The following is a 16,721-nucleotide window of genomic DNA, read 5'->3' as shown; positions in this document are numbered from 1 at the left end:
ACGACGATGCGGCTACGCGCCAGCCTCGCCACCGGTGCGGTCAGCATCCTGACGGTCGTGGGCCTGGTGACGCCCGCGCAGGCCGCCGGTGCTCCGCCGAGCGTCCCCGTCCTGGTGGGGCCGGCCGCCGGTGCGCCGTCGGTCCCGGCGGGGGCGCAGCTGCAGGTCCGTGCGAGCGACCCCGACGACGCCCAGGTGGACGTGACCTTCCACGCGCAGGCGGACACCCCCGGCACCCCGGGGTCGGGCGACCCGTTCACGCTCATGCTCATGCCGGACACGCAGAACTACGTGAGCACGTCGGCGAACACGGACATCATGCGGCAGCAGGCGCAGTGGATCGTGGACAACCGGGCGGCCCTGAACGTCGCCTTCGTCGCGCACCTCGGCGACATCGTCGGGTTCGAGACGGCGACCGTCCAGTGGGAGCGCGCCTCGCAGTACCTGGCCCTCCTCGACGCGGCGAACGTGCCGAGCGCGGTGCTGCCCGGCAACCACGACATGAACCTGACCACCGGGTCCGCGGTGCTCTACCAGCAGTTCTTCCCGGTGAGCCGGTACGCGAACGCGGCGTGGAACTCGCCGACGGCGTCCTACGGCGGGTACCTCGGCCAGGACCAGTTCGGCGACGACCCCGTGGACCGGCAGAACCTCGACTCCTACTCCCTGTTCACCGCGGGCGGCATGGACTTCCTGCTGCTGAGCCTGGAGCTCAACGCCCCCGACGCGGTGCTCGACTGGGCGCGGCGGGTGCTGGCCGCGCACCCGGACCGTCGGGCGATCGTCGCGACGCACAGCTACGTCGACACGGCCGGTGGCCTGACCACCCAGGTCGCCCGCACGGACGGCGGGAACAGCGGGCAGGCCATCTGGGAGGAGCTGGTGCGTCCCAGCTGCTCGGTGTTCCTGGTGGTCAGCGGGCACTTCTCCGACGCGGTCACCGCCGAGGCGCGCCGGACCGACACCAACGCCTGCGGGCAGCCGGTGCAGGCGATGCTCTCCGACTACCAGGACCGCCCGCACGGCGGCGACGGCTGGCTGCGCTACCTGACGTTCGACCCGGGTGCCGACGAGATCCGCGCGTTCACGTACTCGCCCTACCTCGGGCAGTTCGAGACGGACGCCGACAGCCAGTTCACGGTCCCGTTCGACATGACCGAGCCGGCCGACCTGCCCGTGGTCGGCACCGCGACCGTCGCGTCCGGCGCGGTCGCGTCGGTCCCGGTCCCGGCGCTGCCCCCGGGCACGGTCGTCGACTGGTACGCGACGGTCGACGACGGCACGACGGTCACGCGCGGACCGACGTGGTCCTACACGACCGCGCAAGCGGGCCCGGCGACGCTCGCGTCGGACGCCTTCTCGCGGACGGTCGCGAACGGCTGGGGCTCGGCCGACGCCGGTGGTGCGTGGACCGTCGGGGGCGGCACGACACGGTTCTCGGTCGGCTCCGGCACGGGACTGCAGTCGGCCGCGGCCGGGGGGACCGTCGCCGCGACGCTCGGGTCGGTCGTGTCGACCTCGTCGGACGTGTCGGTGTCCGTCGGGCTCGACCGCGTGCCGTCCGGACCGGTGTACCTGACGGTCTCGGGGCGGGCGGTCGGGAGCGCGGACTACGGCGCCCGCGTGAAGGTGCTGGCCACGGGCGCGGTGCAGTTGCACACCGAGCGGTCGGGCACGGTGCTCACGGGCAACACGCTGCCCGGGCTGACCCTGGCCGCCGGTGACCGGCTGCGGGTCCGCGTGCAGGTCGAGGGGACCAGTCCGACGACGGTGCGGGCGCGGGCGTGGAAGGTCGGGTCCACCGAGCCGACCACGTGGCAGTACACGGCGACCGACTCGACGGCCGGCCTCCAGACCGGCGGCGGGGTGCGCCTGACGACGTACGCGAGCTCGACCGTGACAGGCGGTGCGATCGTCGCGCGGTACGACGACCTGCTGGCGACGGGTGTCGGCGGGACGACGCCACCGCCGAACGTCGCGCCGACCGCGAGCTTCACCGCGACCGCGGCCGGGCTGACGGCGTCCGTCGACTCGTCGGCGTCGACCGACTCCGACGGCACGATCGTGAGCCGCACCTGGGCGTTCGGCGACGGCACGACGGGCACGGGCACGACGACCAGCCGCACGTACGCCGCGGCGGGCACGTACACGGTCACGCTCACGGTGACCGACGACGACGGCGCCACGGCGAGCACCACGCGCCAGGTGACCGTCACCGCGCCGCCGCCGAACGTCGCGCCGACGGCCAGCTTCACGGTCACGGCGGCCGGTCTGGTGGCGTCGGTGGACTCGTCGGCGTCGGCCGACCCGKACGGCGCGATCGTGAGCCGGACCTGGGCGTTCGGCGACGGCACGACGGGCACCGGCACGACGACCAGCCGCACCTACGCCGCGGCGGGCACGTACACGATCACGCTGACCGTGACCGACGACGACGGCGCCACGGCGAGCACCACCCGGCAGGTCGTCGTGGCCGCCGTGCCACCGCCGACCACGCTCGCGACGGACTCGTTCACCCGCACGGTCAGCAACGGCTGGGGCGGCACGTGGACCGTCGGCGGCGGGAACACCCGGTTCTCCGTGAACGGCAGCGTCGGCCTGCAGGCGCCGGCCATCGGCGGCACCCTCACGGCGACGCTCGGCGGGGTGTCCTCGACCGCGACGGACACCACGGTGGCCGTCAGCATGGACACCGTGCCCACCGGCCCGGTGTACCTGACGGTCGCGGGACGGGTCGTCGGGTCGGCCACCTACGGCGCGCGTCTGAAGCTGATGCCCACCGGCGTCGTCCAGCTGCACACCGACCGCAGCGGCACCGTGCTGGCGGGCGGCACCCTGCCGGGCCTGGCCCTGACCGCGGGACAGCAGCTGCAGGTCCGGGTGCAGGTGCAGGGCACCTCACCGACGGTCGTGCGCGTCAAGGCCTGGGCCGCCGGCTCCACCGAGCCGGCCGCCTGGCAGTACACGACKACCGACTCGACCGTAGGCCTGCAGTCGGCCGGCGCTGTCCGGCTGCAGACCTACCTCAGCTCGTCGGCGACCACCCTGGCGGTGGCGCGCTGGGACGACCTGGCGGTGGCGCCGATCGGCTGACGCGTCAGTCCCGGCGGATCGTGTAGAAGACGGTCGGCTCTCCGTCCTCCGACGTCGATGGTGCGACGGTGACGTCCCACCCCGCCACGGTGAAGGTGAGGCCGGACGGGACCGGCAGCACGTCGTCCGGCACGTCGTCGCCGAGCAGCCGGACGGCCTCCGTGGCGGCGTCGTCGCCGTCGACGGCGATCATGACGTCCCACCCCTCGCTGCTCGACCCGCGCGCCGGGGTGACCGAGACCAGCCGGCCGCCGATGAGGGGGACGTCGTCGACCGGGAAGCCCTCGGGGAGCGCGGTCGGTGCGGGGGGCATGTCGAGCAGGGACACGGACCAGGGGCCCGCCACGGCGCGCTCGCCTGCGTCGACGTAGCTCACGTAGACCGAGTAGTCGCCGGCGGGCAACGGCACCCCCCCGGGGTCCTGGTCCGTCGCGCAGGTGCTCAGCTCCGTGCTGGTGATGCTCGTGACCACGGAGCTGTCGGACGAGGAGATCCACCCGTACTGCGGGTCGGGCGACGGGTCGGCGTCGGACGCCACGACGGTGCCGTCGTGGGTGATCAGGATCTGGCTCTCGAGCTCGTCGCCGACGACGGTGATGTACTCCGGGGTCTGCGCGACCTCGAGCTGCTGGCGCGCGACCTCCACGCCACGGTCCAGCGCGTCGACCTCGCCCACCGTGAGCGGGACGCCGGCCGGAGGACTGGCCAGCCTGCTCGAGCGACGCGCCTCCGCGGCAGCCAGCGACTCGTTCGCGCTGCGCACCTGCTCGGCGACCGCGGCGTCCCGAGCCTCCGGCGACAGCTCGCGCACGAGGATCGGGTTCATGAAGCGTCCGAGCAGGGTCCCCAGATCGGTGCCCTGCGGCGGGACGGTGGAAGGGTCGTCCATGTACCAGGAGCCGTCGTCCGCCGACGGCATCAGACCGACACGTCCGGGCTCGGCCACCGGGAGGAGGCCGATGTCGGAGCCGCACGTCCCGGGCCCGGCGTCGGCACGCGCCGCGGGGAGCACGGACAGGGGGTCGCGTCCCCCGACGTACACGGCGCCGAGCGCCACGGCCCCGACGGCACCGACGGTCACCCCGCCGCGCACTCCCGCACGGACGGTGCGGCGGCGCCGGATGCGGCCGGTGAGGGACAGGACGTCGAAGGGGGAGTCGTCGGGGCCGGTGTCGACGGCGTCGTGCAGGGCGCGGGTCAGGTCGGGGCTCATCGGGTCACTCCTGTCGGGACGAGCTGGATGTCGATCGTGTGGGCGTCGGGCAGCGGTCCCAGCAGGGACTCGAGCTGGCCGATGGCGTCGAAGAGGTACCGCTTGACGGTGCCGTCGGAGAGCGCGAGCCGGCGGGCGATCTCGGGCACGGTCAGGTCGTCGTAGAACCGGAGCACCACGCAGGCGCGGAGCCGGGGCCGGAGCGTGAGGAGCGCGGTCTGCACGTCGAGCCGCGCCGTGCTGGTAGGCCCGTGGTCGGCCGTGTCGTCGTCCCGCGCGAGCAGGTGCCGGACCGCCGTCCACCGTGCCCGGCGCCGGTAGGCGTCCAGGAAGATCGTCAGGATCGCCTGCCGCACGTACGACTCGGCCGCGGCCGTCTCCCGCAGAGGGCGACCCTGGCTGAAACAGCGAACCAGCGCGTCCTGGACCAGGTCCTCACCCTCGCGCTCGTCGCCCGTGAGCAGCGTCGCGTACCGCACGAGCGCACGCCCCCGAGCCCGCACGAGCTCGTCCAGTACCTGTTCCCAGGCCGTCATGCCACCTCCCTGTGGTGCCGTCATCTTCCTGGACGACCGGGAGGTGCGAATCGTTGGTCAGGTGAGGGTCAGGTGAGGGTCACCGGGAACGGCGCGCCCAGCGTGACGGAGTAGATGTCGTCCGGTCGGGGCAGGTCCACCGTCTCGGTCGCCGTCCGGACGACCGGGGCGTTGAAGATCCACGCGGGGTAGACCGTGTACTCACCCGGCGGCAACGGGGTCCCGGTGCTCAGCGGGTAGCCGCCGTCCTGGCTGCACGACGTCAGGACCCGTCCGTCCGCGGAGAACGCCAGGGGTGCGCCGGCACCGAGGTCGAGCGAGGAGAACGCGTCGTTCGCCTGCACGGTGGTGCCGACGACGACACCGTCCTGCACGACCCAGTACTCGATCGCGTGGTAGCCGAACAGTCGCAGCCGGCCCGGGCCTGTGTACTGCACCGCAGCGGTCGCGGTCAGAGGGGCACCCGAGGCGATCGTCGTGGCGACGGGCGCCACCTGCAGGTCGAGCATCGCCCCGCGGACCGGTGCGGCCGGTGCGGGTGCGTCGCAGGCGGGCGGCCCGGCGAAGGTGGTGCGGTCGAGCGGCACGTCCGCCCCGGGCAGCGGGGACTGCGACTCGGCGTCCCCCGTCACCGTCACGGTCGTGGGCTCGCCGACGGCCGTCGCCCGGGTGCCGCCCAGCGCGGCCGCCTGCTCGAACGTGAGCGAGTTCTGGAAGAGCTCCGCCGGAGCCTCCTGGAGGTCGTCGTAGGTCACGACCTCCGCCCACGGGCGCAGCTCGTACGTCCCTGCGGGCAGGGGTCGGCCGACGGTCGTGGGGCCGCCGTCGCCGGGGTCGCACACCGTGAGCCCGAGCGGGCCACGGAACGAGGTGATCTCGCCGTCGTTGCCGCTGCGCCCGGCCATGACGTCGTACGGCTCCGGCGAGAAGCCCGCGGTGCCGACGACCACGCCGTCCTTCAGGACCGCGACGCGCGGCCCGCCGTCGGGCACGGCGTACGCGAGGAAGTCGCCGTCGAGCTCACGGTCGACGACACCGCCGGCTGTCAGGAAGTCGCCCGAGGTGAGCGTGGCGGCATCCGGGGCCACCCGCGCGACCACGCGGTCGTCGACCGGGTACGCCGGTGCGGCGTCCGCGAGCGCACCGCAGGCGCCGAACGGCAGCGCGGGGTTGCCCACCGGCAGGACGACGGGCGCCACGGTCGGCGTCGGGTCGGGCGTGGGCGTCGGCGACGTCGTCACGGTGGGGCTCGGCGTGTGGGCCGGGGGCGGCGGCGCCTGGTCCGGGAGGAGGGCGAACGCCGCGCCGGCGACGATGACGACTCCGGCCGCCGCTCCGGTGACCGCGAGCGCGGCGCGCGTCCGGCGGTGCCGACGGGCGAGGCCGGTGATCCGGTCCACGGGCAGGGGTGCCCGGACGGCTCGGTGGTGCAGCTCCGCACGGTCGGCCAGCTCGTTGAGGGCCGACTCCAGGTCGCGGTTCATCGCGCGCCTCCCTTCGTGATCGTCGCGACGTCCTCGGAGGCCAGACCCGGCTGCGGGCCGAGCAGCGGCTCCAGCTTGTGCCGCGCGTCGGACAGGTAGCGCTTGACGGCTCCCTCGGACACGCCCAGCCGCAGACCGATCTCGGGGAGCGTGAGGTCGTCGTAGAACCGGAGCACGACACATGCGCGCTCGCGGGGCGTCAGCACGGTGAGCGCGCGTGCGACGTCGGCCCGGTCGCCGGCGGCCGTGTTCGGGTCGTCGGTGACGTCGGGCGTCGCCAGCAAGGGGGTGACGGCGGCGAAGCGGGCCCGGGCCCGGTAGCCGTCGAGGTAGGTGTTGAGGATGACCCGTCGCACGTACGCCTCGACCCAGGTGACCTCGGCGGGGCGGCGTCGCGAGTAGGTCCGGACGAACGCGTCCTGGACCAGGTCCTCGGCCGAGGCCATGTCCCCGGCCAGCAGGTACGCGTACGCGACCAGCGCCGACCCGCGCTCGGTGACGAGCCGGTCGAGATCCGACTCCCAGCTCATGCTCGTCCCCCTCGGTCGGTGCGCAACTGCCTTCACCTGTCCAGACGCCCCCCGGCCGCGAACGGTTGGGGTCCCCACGAATCGTCCCGCGAACGGCGTCCCCGATCACGCTTGCGTCGTGGTGCGATCCACGTCACATCTACTGGCTAGACTCGCCCGGTCGCGCAGCAACGGGGCTGTGGGACGGGCGTGGTCAGGGGGGCCTCGCTGATGTCCGAGGAGGATGCATGGTCGAGCTCGGGTCCACGAGCATCACGATCGTCAGTGTCATCGCGGCCGTTGCGGTCGCGTCCCTGCTCATCGCCGTTGTCCTGCGCCGCCAGGTGCTCGCGGCCGGTGAGGGGACCGAGTCCATGCGCGAGATCGCGCGCGCGGTCCAGGAAGGGGCGTCGGCGTACCTGAGCCGGCAGTTCCGCACCCTGGCCCTCTTCGCGGTCGTCGTCTGTGCCCTGCTGTTCCTGCTGCCGGGCGACAGCGGCGTCAAGCTGGGCCGGTCGGTCTTCTTCCTGCTCGGGGCCGCGTTCTCGGCCGCGATCGGGTATCTGGGCATGTGGCTCGCGACGCGGGCGAACGTCCGGGTGGCGGCAGCCGCGTCGGAGGTCGGTGGGCGTGCAGAAGGTGCGCGCATCGCGTTCCGGACCGGCGGGTTCGTCGGCATGAGCGTCGTGGGCCTCGGCCTGCTCGGCGCCGCGTCGGTGGTCCTGATCTACCGGGCGGACGCGCCTGCGGTGCTCGAGGGCTTCGGCTTCGGTGCCGCGCTGCTCGCCATGTTCATGCGGGTCGGCGGCGGCATCTTCACCAAGGCTGCCGACGTCGGCGCCGACCTGGTCGGCAAGGTCGAGCAGGGCATCCCGGAGGACGACCCGCGCAACGCGGCCACGATCGCGGACAACGTCGGCGACAACGTGGGCGACTGCGCGGGCATGGCGGCGGACCTGTTCGAGTCGTACGCCGTCACGCTGGTCGCGGCCCTGATCCTGGGCAAGGCGGCGTTCGGTGAGCAGGGGCTCGTGTTCCCGCTCATCGTCACGGCCATGGGTGCCGTCGTCGCGGTGCTCGGCGTGTTCATCACGCGGGTGCGCGGCGCGGAGAGCGGCCTGGCGGCGATCAACCGGGGCTTCTACATCTCGGCGCTCGTCGGCGTCGCACTCTCCGCGGTCGCGGCGTTCATCTACCTGCCGTCGTCCTTCGCGGACATCACGGGGGTCAGCGACGCGCTGGCGACGCACGGTGGTGACCCGCGGGTGATCGCCTCGGTCGCCGTGGCGATCGGCGTCGTGCTGGCGGGCGTCATCCTCTGGGTGACCGGGTACTTCACGGGCACGACGAGCAAGCCGACGCTCCACGTCGCCCGCACCACCCTGACCGGCGCGGCCACCGTGGTCCTGTCCGGCATCGGGGTCGGCTTCGAGTCCGCCGTCTACACGGCCGGCATCATCGCAGCGGCCATCTGCGGGCTCTTCCTGCTGGCCGGCGGCTCGGTGTCGCTGTCCCTGTTCCTCGTCGCGCTCGCGGGCTGCGGCCTGCTGACCACGGTCGGCGTCATCGTCGCCATGGACACGTTCGGGCCGGTGAGCGACAACGCGCAGGGCATCGCGGAGATGTCCGGCGACGTCACGCCCGAGGGTGCGCAGATCCTCACGGACCTCGACGCCGTGGGCAACACGACGAAGGCCGTCACCAAGGGCATCGCGATCGCGACGGCCGTGCTGGCCGCGACCGCCCTGTTCGGCTCCTACGCCGACGCGGTGTTCAACGCGCTGCAGACGGCGGGCGAGGCGGGCGACGAGCTCACCCAGGCGATGCTGAACTACAGCATCATCAGCCCGGTCACCCTGGTCGGCGTGATCCTCGGCGGCGCGACGGTGTTCCTGTTCTCGGGCCTGGCGATCGACGCCGTGACCCGCGCCGCAGGAGCCATCGTGTTCGAGGTGCGACGCCAGTTCCGCGAGCACCCCGGGATCATGACGTACGAGGAGCGACCGGAGTACGGCAAGGTCGTCGACATCTGCACCCGTGACTCCCTGCGGGAGCTGGCCACACCCGGTCTGCTCGCGGCGTTCGCGCCGATCGCGGTCGGGTTCGGGCTCGGCGTCGGGCCGCTCGCCGGCTTCCTCGGCGGGGCCATCGCGACCGGCGTGCTCATGGCGGTCTTCCTGGCCAACTCGGGCGGCGCCTGGGACAACGCGAAGAAGATCGTCGAGGACGGCAACTTCGGCGGCAAGGGGTCCGACGCGCACGCGGCGGCGGTCATCGGCGACACCGTCGGCGACCCGTTCAAGGACACCGCCGGTCCGGCGATCAACCCGCTGATCAAGGTCATGAACCTCGTGGCCCTGCTCATCGCGCCGGCCGTCGTCGCCATCTCGGTGGGCGACGACGCCAACCAGACGGCCCGTCTGTCGATCGCGGTCGCGGCCGCGCTCGTCGCCGGTGGCGCGGTCGTGGCGTCCCGGCTCCGGGCGGCACGTGCGGACAAGAACGACCTCACGCGAGAGGCCGAGAAGGCGCTCGCCTGACGGCAGCCGGCTGCTCCCCCGTCCCTAGGACGGGGGAGCGGTCGACTCCCGGATCATCAGCTCGGGCGTGACCGTCACGCGGTGCACGGCCCGGGCGGGCTCGCCCAGCCGGCCCACCAGCAGCTCGACCGCCGTCCGGCCGATCGAGCGGCGCGGCGGGCGCACGGCCGTCAGCGGAGGGTTGGCCAGCCCGGCGACCTCGTCGTCGTAGGCCACCACGGACAGCTGCCCCGGCACGCGGATGCCACGCTCCTCGCAGCGCTCCACCAGCGAGATCGCCTCCGGGTCGGAGTGCACCAGCAGCGCGGTCGTCCCGGCCGCCAGGCACGCGTCGAGGATGCGGTCCACCTCCGCGCGCCACAGCGGGTCGCGGTAGTTCACCATCGACAGGTCGGGTGCGGCGTCCAGGCCGAGCCCCTCGCACGCGCTGAGCCAGCCGGTGCGGACCTTCGGTGCGGTCGGGCTCGCCTGGGAGTAGGCCAGCCCGATGCGTCGGTGGCCCAGGGACGCGAGGTGGTGCACGGCGATGCTCGCGCCGAGCGCGTGGTCGGACACCACCGACTCCATCGGCGCGCCGTGCGGCGGGATCGTCGCGGTGCGCTCCAGCAGGACCACCGGGACGTCCAGCCCCGCCAGCCGCGCCAGCAGGGCGTCGCCGCCGGGCCCGGACAGGTTGGGCGCGATGAGCAGGCCGTCGACGCCGACGGTCTCGACCAGGCCGGTGACCTGCCGCTCGTCGTCCTCCACCTGGTACGACGAGCCGCGCAGCACCAGCCGGACACCGAGGCGCGCGGCGGCCTCCCGGGCACCCTGGAGGACGCCCGGGTAGTAGTAGTCGAGCGACGGGACGACCATGCCGAGCGTCGCGGCGACGGGTGCCTCCTCGTCGCCCTCGGGGGTGGCCAGCAGGGTCGCGCCGCCGTGCACCCGGCGGACCAGGCCCTCGTTGGCCAGCTGCGTGATGTCGCGGCGGACGGTCACCGGGGTGACACCGAGCGCGGAGGCGACGTCGCTGACCCGGACCGTGCCCTCGCGGCGCAGGACGTCGAGCAGCTGGTCGCGGCGGGTCACCGGCAGGGACGTCATCGGGCTGTCTCCGCAGCGATCTCCATCGTCACGACCAGCGAGCCGTGGCCCGCGGAGTCGTCGACGGCCAGCTCCAGGCGCATGAGGTGGTCGCCCCACACGTCGGAGAGCATCGGGTCGTCCAGCGGCCGGACGGTCAGCGACGAGGTCACCGTGGCAGGGTCCCAGGTCAGGCGGGTCGGGCGCGCGTCATCGGGCGGGTGGATCGTGACGTGTCCCGGTGCGGTGACCTCCACGGTGCMGGCCAGCATCCAGTGCACGACGCTCCCGCCGGGACCCGGTGCGACGTCCCAGTCGTCCGCGACGAGCACCCGGGACGCCGCTCGGTCGAGCGTGACGGTACGGGTCCAGCGGGTCAGGTCCTCGGTCGGGTAGGCCGCAGCGAGGTCGAGCCGGAGCCGTTCCCCGTCGTGGGACGGCTGGGTGGCCCGGAACTGGCGACCGTCGTGCTGCGGGGTGCCGCGGACCTCGGGCACGGAGTGCCACGAGCTCTGCATCGTCCAGATCGCGTACCGGTCCGGGCCGAACGTCTGCGCTGTGTACGTGGGGCGGCCCGGGTCGACGACCACGGGCACGCCGTCGACGGCGACGACGACGGAGCCGACGTCGTTGTGGTTGTGCGACTCGCCGTTGTGCCCGCCCTTGAGCGCGACGGCCAGCCCGCGCGGCGATCCCGCGGTCTCGCGCAGGAGGCCCACCTCCGTGCTCGGGAACCAAACCTGCGCGGGCAGCGGGGACGGCGGGGCGATCGTCGGCCACGCGTCGTAGGCGAGCGACTCCAGGGTGCGGCCGATGCCTCCCCGCTCGGGCAGGGCGGCGCAGGCGTGCTCCGCGGCGGCGTGCGCGGCGGCCGCCTCCGAGCCGGTGCGCAGCGCCCACGCGTGGAGGACGTGCCACGGCAGGTCGGTCGGGGGTGTCGCGGTGCCGTCGCCGACGCCGAGGTACCACGGCCCGCCCAGGTGCATCGTGTGCGGGTAGTCGACCATCGCGCGCACGACCGGCCACGTCGAGGCGTCCTCGCCGGTGGCGTGCTCCAGCAGGATCAGGGCCTCGAGCGCGCGGCAGGCGCCCTGCCACCAGTAGCCGTAGCCCTCGTCGATCGCGCCGTCCGGCGGCAGGGACGCCAGGTAGTCCCCGAGGCCGCCGGCCACCCGCGCCACGACGGGATCGCGTTCCTCCGGCTCGAGCAGCACGAGTGCGGCCGTCAGCACGTTGGCGTGGATCCACGCGGTCCAGTTGCTCAGCGGCGGGACCAGCCAGCCCCAGTCGTCGCGCGCGACGAACGGGTCGAGCACCCGCGTGCGCACCTCGTGCCGGATCCGGCGACGCAGCCCGGGGACGCGGGTGTCCAGCTGGTCGCCCAGCACGTGGTCGATCCAGGCCAGCCGCGCGGCCACCTCGCCGGCGCCCAGGTCGAGCACGGGCTCGGTGACCACCGGGACGACCGTGCCCAGCGCGGCGGCGGCGACGTCGTGCGCGGGCCAGCACCACGAGCTCTGCTCGCACAGCAGCGTCACGCCGTCCGCCACCTCGTCGACCCACGCCGGCTCGTCCGTCACGAGCGCCGCGACCACGGCCCGGGTCAGCCGGTCCTCGCGCCCGAACACCTGGGCCTCGTACTCGACCCGGTCGCCGTCGCGGCGGTAGCGGGCGTACTGGCTGGCCAGGGGCTGCGGCCAGGGTGTGCCGCGTTCGGACTGCGCACGGGCGAGGACACCACGGTCGTCGACCGTCGCCCAGAACGAGCGGTCGGTCTGCAGAGGAAGTCCTCCGCGCACGGCTGTCGACATGAGCCCTCACTTCGGATCGGCGATGATCGAAAATGATCGTAACTCATCGGGGAAGCGCTTGACGAGGATCGTTTATGTGCGTTTAACTCCACTCTGCCGGTCAACGGCGGGTCGAACCGATCAAAGACGACATCGACCCCGACGCCACTTCGATGAGGAAGGACGACGCGTGACGCACCMCAGCACCCCCGCAGCCGCGCGGCCCCACGTCCTGCTGCTCATGAGCGAGGGCACGTTCGATCTCCAGTTCCACGCGGAGCAGGTCGACCGGCTGCGCGAGCTCGCCGTGGTCGGGGAGCCGCTGCGGCTCGACGACCTGGACAGCCCGCAGGCCCGCGCGCAGCTGGCCGAGGCGGACGTGATCGTCACGTCGTGGGGTGCACCTGCGATCACGCCGGCGCAGCTCGCCGCCGCACCCCGGCTGCGGGCCATCCTGCACGCGGCCGGCACCGTGCGCGGCCTGGTGCCGGACGAGGCGTGGGCGCGGGGGATCGTCGTGACGTCCGCCGCCGACGAGAACGCTCGGCCGGTCGCCGAGTACACGCTCGCGGCGATCATCCTGGCCGGCAAGCGCGCCCCGTTCCTCGCCGCCGAGGCCCGCACCCGTCGCGACCGCTGGTCGTTCGCCGACAAGCAGGGCAACCTCAGTGACCTGAGCAACCGGGGCCGGACCATCGGCATCGTCGGCTGGTCCCGCATCGGGCGCCGCACGGTCGAGCTGCTCGACGTCCTGGAGACCGACGGCGTCCTGGTCGCCGACCCGACGATCACCGCGGACGACCTCATGGGCACCGGCGCGGAGCTGGTGGCACTGCCGGAGCTCCTGCGTCGCAGCGACATCGTCAGCCTGCACGCCCCCGCCCTGCCGGAGACGCGTCACCTCATCGGGGCCGACGAGCTGGCCCTCATGCCCGACGGGTCGACCCTGATCAACACCGCCCGGGGCGTGCTCGTCGACACCGCGGCCCTGGAGCGCGAGGCGTCCAGCGGGCGGCTCTTCGCGGTCCTCGACGTGACCGACCCCGAGCCGCTGCCTGCCACGTCGGTCCTCTACGACCTGCCCAACGTCATGCTCACCCCGCACATCGCCGGCTCGCTGGGCTCCGAGGCGCGGCGCATGAGCGACCACACCCTGGACGAGCTCGAGCGCCTGATCCTCGGACGTCCCGTGCTGGCGCCGGTCACCCGCGAGCACCTGGTGGTGGGCGCATGACGCGCCGGGAGATCCGCAGCCGGGAGCAGTGGGCGGCGCTCGCCGACGAGATGCTGCTCGCGGTCCGCCCGTACGCGTCGCCGCAGCACGCGCTGATCACCCTGCCCGGTACGCCGGGCGGCTACGGCACCGCGGTCGACGGGCTCGAAGGGTTCGCGCGCACGTTCCTGCTGGCCGGCTTCCGGCTGGCGGGGGAGCGCGGCGCGGACCCGCACAACCTCGCGGAGTTCTACGCCGCGGGTCTCGCGACGGGCACGGACCCGTCCTCGCCCGAGCGCTGGGTGCGCCCGGAGGAGCACGGTCAGGCGAAGGTCGAGGCCGCGTCGCTGGCGCTCATCCTCGACCTGACGCGCCCGTGGCTCTGGGACGGCCTCGACTCCGGGGTGCAGGAGCGCGTCGTCGACTACCTGTCGTCCGTCGTCGGCGACCGCGGCTACCCGCGCAACAACTGGCTGTGGTTCCGGATCGTCGTCGAGACMTTCCTGCGGTCGGTGGGCGGCCCGTGGTCGGCCGAGGACCTGGAGGAGGACCTCGCGCTGCACGCGTCGTTCGCGCGCGCCGACGGCTGGTTCTCCGACGGCGACCAGCGCTCCTACGACCACTACGTCGGCTGGGCGCTGCACCTGTACCCGGTGCTCTGGGCGCGGATGCAGGGCGCGTCGGTGGAGCCCGAGCGCCAGGCCCGGGACGTCGCCCGCCTCGACCGGTACCTGCAGGACGCCATCCGTCTGGTCGGCGCCGACGGCAGCCCCCTGATCCAGGGCCGTAGCCTCACCTACCGGTTCGCCGCCGCCGCGCCCTACTGGGCGGGCGCCATCGCGGAGGTGCCCAGCACGTCGCCCGGGCAGCTGCGCCGGGCCGCGTCGAGCATCGTCACCCACTTCGTGCAGCACGGCGCGCCCGACGAGKACGGTCTGCTGACGCTCGGCTGGCACGGTCCGTGGCGGCCGCTCGCGCAGAGCTACTCCGGCACCGGGTCGCCGTACTGGGCGGCCAAGGGCATGCTCGGGCTCGCGCTGCCGGCCGACCACCCCGTGTGGACCGCCGCCGAGGAGCCGCTGCCCGTCGAGGTGGCCGACGACCTCGTCGCCGTGCGCGCGCCGGGCTGGATCGTCAGCGGGACCCACGACGACGGCATCGTGCGCGTGGTCAACCACGGCACCGACCACGCGCTCGAGGGTTCGCTCGACGGCGACTCGCCGCTGTACGCCCGGCTCGGGTACTCCACCGCGACGGCGCCCCTGCTCGACGACGAGGCGTGGGCCGAGCCGTTCGACCAGGCCGTCGTGCTGGTCGACGCCGACGGGCGGTCCACCCACCGCTCCGGGATGACGGCGCTGGAGTGCCGGGTCGACGAGGGAGTCGGCGTCGCGGCCTCGCGCAGCGTCGCGCACCGCGTCGAGGTGGACCCGACGGTGCAGACGCACGGCTCCGGCCTCGTCGGCACCTCCGTCGTCGTCGGCACCCTCACCACGCTGTCCGTCGTGCGCGGCGCGTGGGAGGTCCGGGCCGTCCGCGTCGACGACGCCGACCCGGGCCTCACGCTCCGCAGCGCCGGCTGGCCCGTCTCCGGCGAGCCGGCGTTCCTGGCGGACGGCGTCCGCAGCGGGGGCCTGACCTCGCTGCTCGTCGCCGACGGGTCCGCCACCGAGGTGCGGCTGGACAAGGACGCCAGCCCGCTCGGCACCTGGACCGCGACCCCGTGGGCATCGACCCCGGTGGTCGCCGGCAGCTGGTGGGTCACCGCCGTCTGCCTCGCACAGCACCCGAACGAACCTCCGACCGCTGCCCTCATCGACCAGCAGCTGACCGTGACGTGGGCCGACGCCCGCGTGACCACCTGCACGTTGCCCCACCAGCAGTAGCACCCGGGCGACGGCGCCCGGCGTGATGACGACCCAAGAGGAGAGCACCATGAACAGGAAGGCCCTGGCCGCCATCGGCGCCGCCGCGGCTCTCTCGCTGACGCTCGCCGCGTGCGGCAGCAGCAGCGGGGACGCGCCGGCCGACGAGGCCACCGAGTCCGGACCGGTCGAGCTGTCGGTCGCCGTCTGGAGCATGGACCAGACGCCCGAGTTCCAGGCCCTCTTCGACGCGTTCGAGACGGCCTACCCGGACATCACCATCAAGCCGGTCGACATCCTCGCGGACGACTACCCGGAGAAGGTCACGACGATGCTGGCCGGTGGCGACACCACCGACGTCCTGACCATGAAGACCCTCACGGACTACTCGCGCTACGCCGGCCGCGGCCAGCTCGAGGACGTCACCGACCTGGTCACCGACTACCCGGACGGCAAGCTGGCCGGCACCGACGGCTACGACGTGGACGGGAAGTACTTCGCGGTCCCGTACCGGCAGGACTTCTGGGTCCTGTACTACAACAAGGGCCTGTTCGACGCGGCCGGCCTCGACTACCCCGGCCACGTCACGTGGGACGAGTACGCCGACCTCGCGCAGAAGCTCACCGGCACCGACGCGGCCGGGCAGAAGGTCTACGGCACGTACAACCACATCTGGCGCTCGGTCACGCAGGCCGCGGCGCAGGCGCAGAACGAGGGCGCCGACCTGCTCAGCGGGGACTACGGGTTCCTCAAGGACCAGTACGACCTCAACGTGGGCCTCCAGAAGGACGGCTACGCGCTCGACTACTCGACGGCCAAGACGCAGCAGGTCAGCTACCGGACGATGTTCGAGACGCAGGCCACCGCGATGATGCCGATGGGCACCTGGTACATCTCCGGGATCCTGCAGGCCAAGAAGGACGCCAAGTCCACGGTCGAGTGGGGCATCGCCCCGATGCCGCAGATCGACGACGTCGACCAGACCACGACGTTCGGCGGACCGACCGCGTTCGCGGTGAACAAGGCGTCGAAGCACAAGGACGCCGCCAAGACGTTCCTGGAGTTCGCCGCGTCGCTCGAGGGCGCCAAGGCGATCTCCGCGATCGGCGTCGTCCCCGCCCTGCAGAGCGACGACGTCACCGCCGCGTACTTCGCGCTCGAGGGCATGCCCACCGACGAGCTGTCCAAGGAGGCGTTCGCGCCGGACGACGTGGCCCTGGAGATCGCCCCGTCGGACATCACGGCCGACGTCGACGTGATCCTCAACGAGGAGCACGACCTGATCATGGTCGGCGAGAAGACGGTCGACCAGGGCATCGCCGACATGGAGAGCCGCGTCAAGCAGGACGTCCTCGACTAGCAGCCCTTCGCGCGGGCCGGCTCCCACGGGCCGGCCCGCGCGGATCGGCGAAG

Annotated in this window: 11 protein-coding genes; 5 read left to right on the top strand and 6 right to left on the bottom strand. The window is 73.3% G+C overall.

Annotated features, from left to right (window positions below):
* Nucleotides 1-6: 6 nt before the first annotated feature.
* Nucleotides 7-3,093 (top strand): PKD domain-containing protein, encoded by a 3,087-nt coding sequence (locus tag ACXJKF_RS16875; RefSeq protein WP_456788874.1) that lies wholly within the window; start codon nt 7-9, stop codon nt 3,091-3,093.
* Nucleotides 3,094-3,097: 4 nt separating this feature from the next.
* Here ACXJKF_RS16875 and ACXJKF_RS16870 read toward each other — a convergent pair whose 3' ends face one another.
* The 4 genes from ACXJKF_RS16870 to ACXJKF_RS16855 all read right to left on the bottom strand — a co-directional run bounded on the left by ACXJKF_RS16870 (nt 3,098) and on the right by ACXJKF_RS16855 (nt 6,856).
* On the bottom strand, nt 3,098-4,306 hold the full coding sequence (locus ACXJKF_RS16870) for a hypothetical protein (protein ID WP_456788873.1): 1,209 nt from the start codon (nt 4,304-4,306) through the stop codon (nt 3,098-3,100).
* Nucleotides 4,303-4,842: an RNA polymerase sigma factor gene (locus ACXJKF_RS16865; RefSeq protein ID WP_456788872.1), complete on the bottom strand. Its 540-nt coding sequence runs from the start codon at nt 4,840-4,842 to the stop codon at nt 4,303-4,305. The genes ACXJKF_RS16870 and ACXJKF_RS16865 overlap by 4 nt, the downstream gene beginning before the upstream one ends.
* Nucleotides 4,843-4,910: 68 nt before the next feature.
* On the bottom strand, nt 4,911-6,326 hold the full coding sequence (locus ACXJKF_RS16860; protein ID WP_456788871.1) for a hypothetical protein: 1,416 nt from the start codon (nt 6,324-6,326) through the stop codon (nt 4,911-4,913).
* On the bottom strand, nt 6,323-6,856 hold the full coding sequence (locus tag ACXJKF_RS16855) for a sigma-70 family RNA polymerase sigma factor (RefSeq protein ID WP_456788870.1): 534 nt from the start codon (nt 6,854-6,856) through the stop codon (nt 6,323-6,325). The genes ACXJKF_RS16860 and ACXJKF_RS16855 overlap by 4 nt, the downstream gene beginning before the upstream one ends.
* Before the next feature lie 227 nt (nt 6,857-7,083).
* On the opposite strand from ACXJKF_RS16855, the gene ACXJKF_RS16850 reads away from it, so the two are divergent.
* Nucleotides 7,084-9,375: a sodium-translocating pyrophosphatase gene (locus ACXJKF_RS16850; protein ID WP_456788869.1), complete on the top strand. Its 2,292-nt coding sequence runs from the start codon at nt 7,084-7,086 to the stop codon at nt 9,373-9,375.
* A 24-nt stretch (nt 9,376-9,399) separates the two neighbouring features.
* On the opposite strand, the gene ACXJKF_RS16845 is transcribed toward ACXJKF_RS16850, so the two are convergent.
* On the bottom strand, nt 9,400-10,461 hold the full coding sequence (locus ACXJKF_RS16845; RefSeq protein WP_456788868.1) for a substrate-binding domain-containing protein: 1,062 nt from the start codon (nt 10,459-10,461) through the stop codon (nt 9,400-9,402).
* Nucleotides 10,458-12,251, bottom strand: a complete 1,794-nt coding sequence (locus ACXJKF_RS16840) for a heparinase II/III domain-containing protein (protein WP_456788867.1) — start codon at nt 12,249-12,251, stop codon at nt 10,458-10,460. Before ACXJKF_RS16840 ends, ACXJKF_RS16845 begins: the two co-directional genes overlap by 4 nt.
* A 169-nt stretch (nt 12,252-12,420) precedes the next feature.
* On the opposite strand from ACXJKF_RS16840, the gene ACXJKF_RS16835 reads away from it, so the two are divergent.
* Genes ACXJKF_RS16835 through ACXJKF_RS16825 form a run of 3 tightly spaced genes read left to right on the top strand, consistent with a single transcriptional unit; the run spans nt 12,421 to nt 16,668 of the window.
* Nucleotides 12,421-13,464 carry a hydroxyacid dehydrogenase gene (locus ACXJKF_RS16835; protein ID WP_456788866.1) on the top strand — a complete coding sequence of 348 codons (1,044 nt, stop codon included), beginning with the start codon at nt 12,421-12,423 and terminating at the stop codon, nt 13,462-13,464.
* On the top strand, nt 13,461-15,329 hold the full coding sequence (locus tag ACXJKF_RS16830; protein WP_456788865.1) for a DUF2264 domain-containing protein: 1,869 nt from the start codon (nt 13,461-13,463) through the stop codon (nt 15,327-15,329). Before ACXJKF_RS16835 ends, ACXJKF_RS16830 begins: the two co-directional genes overlap by 4 nt.
* Before the next feature lie 49 nt (nt 15,330-15,378).
* Entirely contained in the window at nt 15,379-16,668 is a 1,290-nt protein-coding gene (locus ACXJKF_RS16825) for an ABC transporter substrate-binding protein (protein WP_456788864.1), read from the top strand.
* Nucleotides 16,669-16,721 lie beyond the last annotated feature (53 nt).

The organism is Cellulomonas sp. P5_C5, assembly GCF_054049655.1.
Note: the sequence above shows the minus strand (reverse complement) of the source record. Positions and strands in the feature narration are given on the sequence as shown.